Genomic DNA, 218 nt, shown 5'->3' with positions numbered 1-218 from the left:
CCCCCCCCCCCCCCCCCCCCCCCGCCAAAAAAACAAGCCCCCCCCCCAGATTACTACGCGTCTCGTGGGCTCGGAGATGTGTATAAGAGACAGGCGCACACACCGTCGAATGGCACCTGCGCAAGATCTTCACCAAGCTCGGCGTGCGGTCGCGCCGCGAGATCGCCAGGCACGCCGGAGCCTGTCTCTTATACACATCTGACGCTGCCGACGACGGA

General features: G+C 65.1%; 1 protein-coding gene. It reads left to right on the top strand.

The genetic code is table 11. The annotated features are described in order from the left end of the window. Positions 1 to 116 precede the first annotated feature (116 nt). A partial coding sequence (locus ACPYOM_RS23545; RefSeq protein ID WP_481347836.1) for a hypothetical protein occupies positions 117 to 218 on the top strand: 102 nt, incomplete at its 3' end.

The organism is Monashia sp. HAY1-2A, from assembly GCF_056755315.1.
The sequence above is the reverse complement of the archived record's forward strand: the minus strand, read 5'-3'. Positions and strand labels throughout refer to the sequence as shown.